This window comes from Mycobacterium sp., from assembly GCF_035314905.1.
In the GTDB taxonomy this organism is placed as follows: Bacteria; Actinomycetota; Actinomycetes; order Mycobacteriales; family Mycobacteriaceae; genus Mycobacterium.
Genome location: NZ_DATFYW010000059.1, coordinates 1 through 4,543, shown reverse-complemented (window position 1 = coordinate 4,543; position 4,543 = coordinate 1). Strand labels below are relative to the sequence as shown.

Annotated in this window: 5 protein-coding genes and 1 tRNA gene; all 6 read left to right on the top strand. The window is 67.4% G+C overall.

The annotated features are described in order from the left end of the window. Positions 1-11: 11 nt before the first annotated feature. The 6 genes from scpB (at position 12) to VKG81_RS04610 (ending at position 4,540) form a co-directional block, all read left to right on the top strand. Complete coding sequence (scpB, locus tag VKG81_RS04635; RefSeq protein WP_414685160.1) at positions 12-689, top strand: SMC-Scp complex subunit ScpB; 678 nt, start codon at positions 12-14, stop codon at positions 687-689. Position 690: 1 nt separating this feature from the next. After that, the gene (locus VKG81_RS04630) at positions 691-1,440 is read left to right on the top strand and encodes a pseudouridine synthase (RefSeq protein ID WP_324390155.1); all 750 of its coding nucleotides are present in this window, start codon (positions 691-693) and stop codon (positions 1,438-1,440) included. Next, complete coding sequence (cmk, locus tag VKG81_RS04625; protein WP_324390149.1) at positions 1,437-2,123, top strand: (d)CMP kinase; 687 nt, start codon at positions 1,437-1,439, stop codon at positions 2,121-2,123. Before VKG81_RS04630 ends, cmk begins: the two co-directional genes overlap by 4 nt. After that, positions 2,120-3,523: a ribosome biogenesis GTPase Der gene (gene der / locus VKG81_RS04620; protein WP_324390147.1), complete on the top strand. Its 1,404-nt coding sequence runs from the start codon at positions 2,120-2,122 to the stop codon at positions 3,521-3,523. The genes cmk and der overlap by 4 nt, the downstream gene beginning before the upstream one ends. 99 nt (positions 3,524-3,622) lie before the next feature. Next, a complete protein-coding gene (locus tag VKG81_RS04615) occupies positions 3,623-4,390 on the top strand; it encodes a sulfite exporter TauE/SafE family protein (RefSeq protein ID WP_324390153.1) in 768 nt (255 codons plus the stop codon). Positions 4,391-4,466: 76 nt separating this feature from the next. Beyond that, a tRNA-Pro gene (locus VKG81_RS04610) sits at positions 4,467-4,540 on the top strand. The last annotated feature ends 3 nt before the right edge of the window (positions 4,541-4,543 follow it).

Here is a 4,543-nt window from a genome sequence, read left to right as displayed (position 1 = left end):
TGAGCGAGGAAATCCCGGATCTCGACCTTGGCCTCGAGTTGGAACCGCAGACCCAGCTCGACGACGACGAGCTGACCGCGGTGCTCGAGGCGCTGTTGCTGGTGGTCGACACACCGGTGTCGGTGGCGACGCTGGCCACGGTGACCCAGCAGACCACGGACAGGGTCGGTGCGGCGCTGGACCGGATGGCCACCGAACTGGCGGACCGGGGGAGCGGCATTGACCTGCGTGAAGCCGGCGGTGGGTGGCGGATGTACACCCGGGCCAGGTTTGCTCCGTACGTGGAGAAGCTACTGCTCGACGGCGCGCGGTCCAAGCTGACCCGCGCGGCGTTGGAGACGCTGGCCGTTGTTGCGTATCGCCAGCCGGTGACCCGCGCCCGGGTCAGCGCCGTGCGGGGCGTCAACGTCGACGCGGTGATGCGCACGCTGCTGGCCCGGGGACTGATCACCGAGGCGGGCACCGATCCGGACACCGGTGCGGTCACATTCGCGACTACGGAGATGTTCCTCGAGCGGTTGGGGTTGTCTTCGCTGGCCGACCTGCCCGACATCGCGCCGCTGCTGCCCGACATCGACGTGATCGACGACATCAGCGAATCCCTCGACGAAGAGCCGCGATTCGTGAAGCTGAGTGGCAGGGATACGGCCGATGAGCAGCTGCGGGCGTTCGACGTGGACCGGGAGTGACATGGCGGCGTCGGCTGATTCGGGGGTACGCCTGCAGAAGGTGTTGTCGCAGGCCGGAATTGCGTCACGGCGCGCGGCCGAGAAGCTGATTGCCGAAGGCCGCGTCGAGGTCGACGGCCGCGTGGTCACGGAGCTTGGCACACGCATCGACCCGCAGAAGTCCGTGGTGCGCGTGGACGGCGCGCGGGTGATGCTCGACGACGCACTGGTGCATCTCGCGCTGAACAAGCCACGCGGCATGCACTCGACGATGTCCGACGATCGTGGCCGCCCCTGCATCGGGGATTTGATCGAGCACCGCGTCCGCGGCAACAGGAACCTCTTTCACGTCGGGCGCCTCGACGCCGACACCGAGGGACTGATCCTGCTGACAAATGACGGGGAACTGGCGCACCGGCTGATGCATCCCTCGTATCAGGTGCCCAAGACGTACCTTGCGACGGTGAACGGGACTGTGCCACGGAGTCTCGGCAAGAAACTGCGCGCAGGAGTGGAATTGGAGGACGGGCCCGTGCACGTCGACGACTTCGCGGTGGTGGATGCGGTGCCGGGCAAGACGCTGGTGCGGGTGACGTTGCGCGAGGGACGCAATCGAATCGTACGGCGGTTGCTGGCCACCGCGGGGTATCCCGTGCAGTCGTTGGTGCGCACGGACATCGGAGCGGTGTCGTTGGGAAACCAGCGGCCCGGCAGCATGAGGCCGTTGAACCGCACCGAGGTTGGCGAGCTCTACCGGGCGGTGGGCCTGTGACCGACTCGGTGGTGATCGCGGTCGACGGTCCGGCTGGCACGGGAAAATCGTCGGTGTCAAGGGGTTTGGCACGTGAGCTGGATGCGCGGTATCTGGACACCGGCGCGATGTACCGCATTGTGACGTTGGCGCTTCTGCGGGCGGGGGTCGACTTGACTGACCCGGAGGCGATGGCCGCCTCGGCGGCGAATGTGCAGATGTCGGTCAGCTACGGTCCCGACGATGACCAGGGTTTCCTTGCCGGAGAGGATGTTTCGGCGGAGATCCGCGGAGACGAGGTGACCGGTGCGGTTTCGGCGGTGTCTGCGGTGCCCGAGGTCCGCGAGCGGCTGGTTGAGTTGCAGCGCCAACTGGCCGCGGGGCCAGGCAATGTTGTCGTCGAGGGCCGCGACATCGGGACGGTGGTGCTGCCGGATGCGGATGTGAAATTCTTCCTGACCGCGTCGGCCGAGACGAGGGCCAAGCGGCGAAACGACCAGAACATCGCCAGCGGCCTCGGTGACGACTATGGGGGCGTGCTGGCCGATGTACGGCGTCGCGATCATCTGGATTCGACGCGTGCGGTGTCTCCCCTGCGGGCGGCCGAGGACGCGGTGGTGGTCGACACCGGCGCCATGACGGAGGAACAGGTGATCGCGCACCTGTTGGAGCTGGTCGAGCAGCGGACGAGGGTAGCGCGGTGACCGACGGCACGTGGTTCAACGAAAGCGATTGGGAGAGCGTCGAAGACGTCGAGGGGGAGCCGTCGGAGGACGCGTCGGGACCGCTGCCCGTGGTGGCCGTGGTGGGACGGCCGAACGTCGGCAAGTCGACACTGGTCAACCGGATCCTGGGGCGGCGCGAGGCCGTCGTGCAGGACTTGCCCGGCGTGACTCGCGACCGTGTCTCATACGACGCGTCGTGGACCGGGCGGCGGTTCGTCGTACAGGACACCGGCGGTTGGGAACCGGACGCCAAGGGTCTGCAGCAGCTGGTGGCCGAGCAGGCGTCGGTCGCGATGCGAACCGCAGACGCGATCATTCTGGTGGTCGACGCCGTGGTCGGTGCGACGACAGGGGATGAGGCGGCGGCGCGTACATTGCGCCGGTCGGGAAAACCGGTTCTGCTGGCTGCCAACAAGGTCGACAACGAAAAGGGGGAGGCCGACGCCGCCGCGCTGTGGTCGCTCGGTCTCGGGCAGCCATACGCAATCAGCGCGATGCACGGACGGGGCATCGGCGACCTGCTTGACGACGTGGTGGCGGCGCTGCCGGAGGTACACGACCTTGGGTCGGTGGTCGGCGGCCCGCGGCGAGTGGCGTTGGTGGGCAAGCCGAATGTGGGGAAGAGTTCGCTGCTGAACAAGCTGGCGGGGGATCAGCGGTCCGTGGTGCACGAGGTCGCGGGCACCACGGTGGATCCGGTGGACTCGCTGATCGAACTGGACGGCGAGGTGTGGCGGTTCGTCGACACCGCCGGCTTGCGGCGCAAAGTTGGTCAGGCCAGTGGCCACGAGTTCTACGCATCGGTGCGAACGCGCGGGGCGATCGACGCGGCCGAGGTCGCGATCGTATTGATCGACGCGTCGCAACCGATTACCGAGCAGGACCAGCGAGTGATCTCGATGGTGATCGAGGCGGGCCGCGCGCTTGTGTTGGCGTTCAACAAGTGGGATCTGGTCGACGAGCACCGCCGCTATCAGCTGGAGCGTGAGATCGAACGTGAGCTGGCGCAAGTGCCGTGGGCGCAACGAGTGAACATCTCGGCCAAAACGGGCCGGGCGGTTCAGAAGCTCGTACCGGCACTCGATGGCGCGCTTGAGTCGTGGGACAAGCGGGTCTCGACGGGGCAGTTGAATTCGTGGATCAAGGAGGTGGTGGCCGCGACGCCGCCCCCGGTGCGCGGCGGCAAGCAGCCGAGAATCCTCTTTGCGACCCAGGCCACCGCGCGGCCGCCGACGTTCGTGTTGTTCACGACGGGCTTCCTGGAGGCGGGGTACCGACGCTTCCTGGAACGGAGGCTGCGCGAGACGTTCGGTTTCGAAGGCAGCCCGATACGGATCAATGTGCGGGTGCGCGAGAAGAGGTCCGCGCGGTCGCGTTGAGGTCCGCGCGGTCGCGTCGGGGTCCCGCCCGGTCGCCGTTGGGGCCCGCGCGGTCGCGTTGAGGTCCCGCCCTAGGGTTTTCGAGTGTCCGTTTTCCACATGGCCTTGATTGCGCTGGCCGGCGTAGGCGCGGGCGGAATCAACGCGGTCGTCGGGTCCGGGACCCTCATCACATTCCCGACCTTGGTGACGCTCGGGTATCCGCCGGTGACGTCGACCATGTCCAACGCAGTCGGCCTGGTTGCCGGTGGCCTATCGGGGACCTGGGGGTACAGACGTGAGCTGCGCGGCCAGTGGCATCGGCTGCGCTGGCAGATCGTCGCGTCGTTGACAGGCGCCATGTTGGGAGCCTGGTTGCTGCTTCATCTGTCCGAGAAGGTGTTCACGCGGGTGGTGCCGGCGCTGTTGGTGCTCGCGTTAGTGCTGGTGATCATTGGCCCGCGGATACAGGCGTGGGCACGTCGGCGCGCCGAGGAGGCTGGTCGCGCCGCTGACCACGTGTCGCCGAGGCGGATGGCGGCCCTGATCGCGTCCACCTTCGGGGTTGGCGTGTACGGCGGCTACTTCACTGCGGCGCAGGGCATTCTGCTGGTGGGCGTGATGGGCGCGCTGCTGCCCGAGTCGGTCCAGCGGATGAACGCCGCCAAGAACCTGCTGGCTTTGGTCGTCAACATCGTCGCGGCGGCCGCATACACGCTAGTGGCGTTTCACCGGATCAGCTGGCCCGCGGCGGGGCTGATCGCGGTCGGTTCGCTGGTCGGCGGCTGGCTGGGTGCGCACTACGGCCGCCGGCTTTCGCCCAATGCACTGCGCGCCGTGATCGTGGTCGTCGGTCTCATCGGGTTGTATCGGCTCATGACGGTGTGAGCCACGCCGGGCTTTAGGGCGACCGTAGCCGTCTGCGGTAGGCTTTCGACCTGCTGCCGGTGATGCCGGTGAGCGACGGGCTGTGGCGCAGTTTGGTAGCGCACTTGACTGGGGGTCAAGTGGTCGCAGGTTCAAATCCTGTCAGCCCGACAC

Coding starts and splice junctions, on each gene's coding strand:
- VKG81_RS04630 (WP_324390155.1), top strand. CDS start 691: ATGGCGGCGTCGGCTGATTCGGGGGTACGCCTGCAGAAGGTGTTGTCG.
- VKG81_RS04615 (WP_324390153.1), top strand. CDS start 3,623: ATGGCCTTGATTGCGCTGGCCGGCGTAGGCGCGGGCGGAATCAACGCG.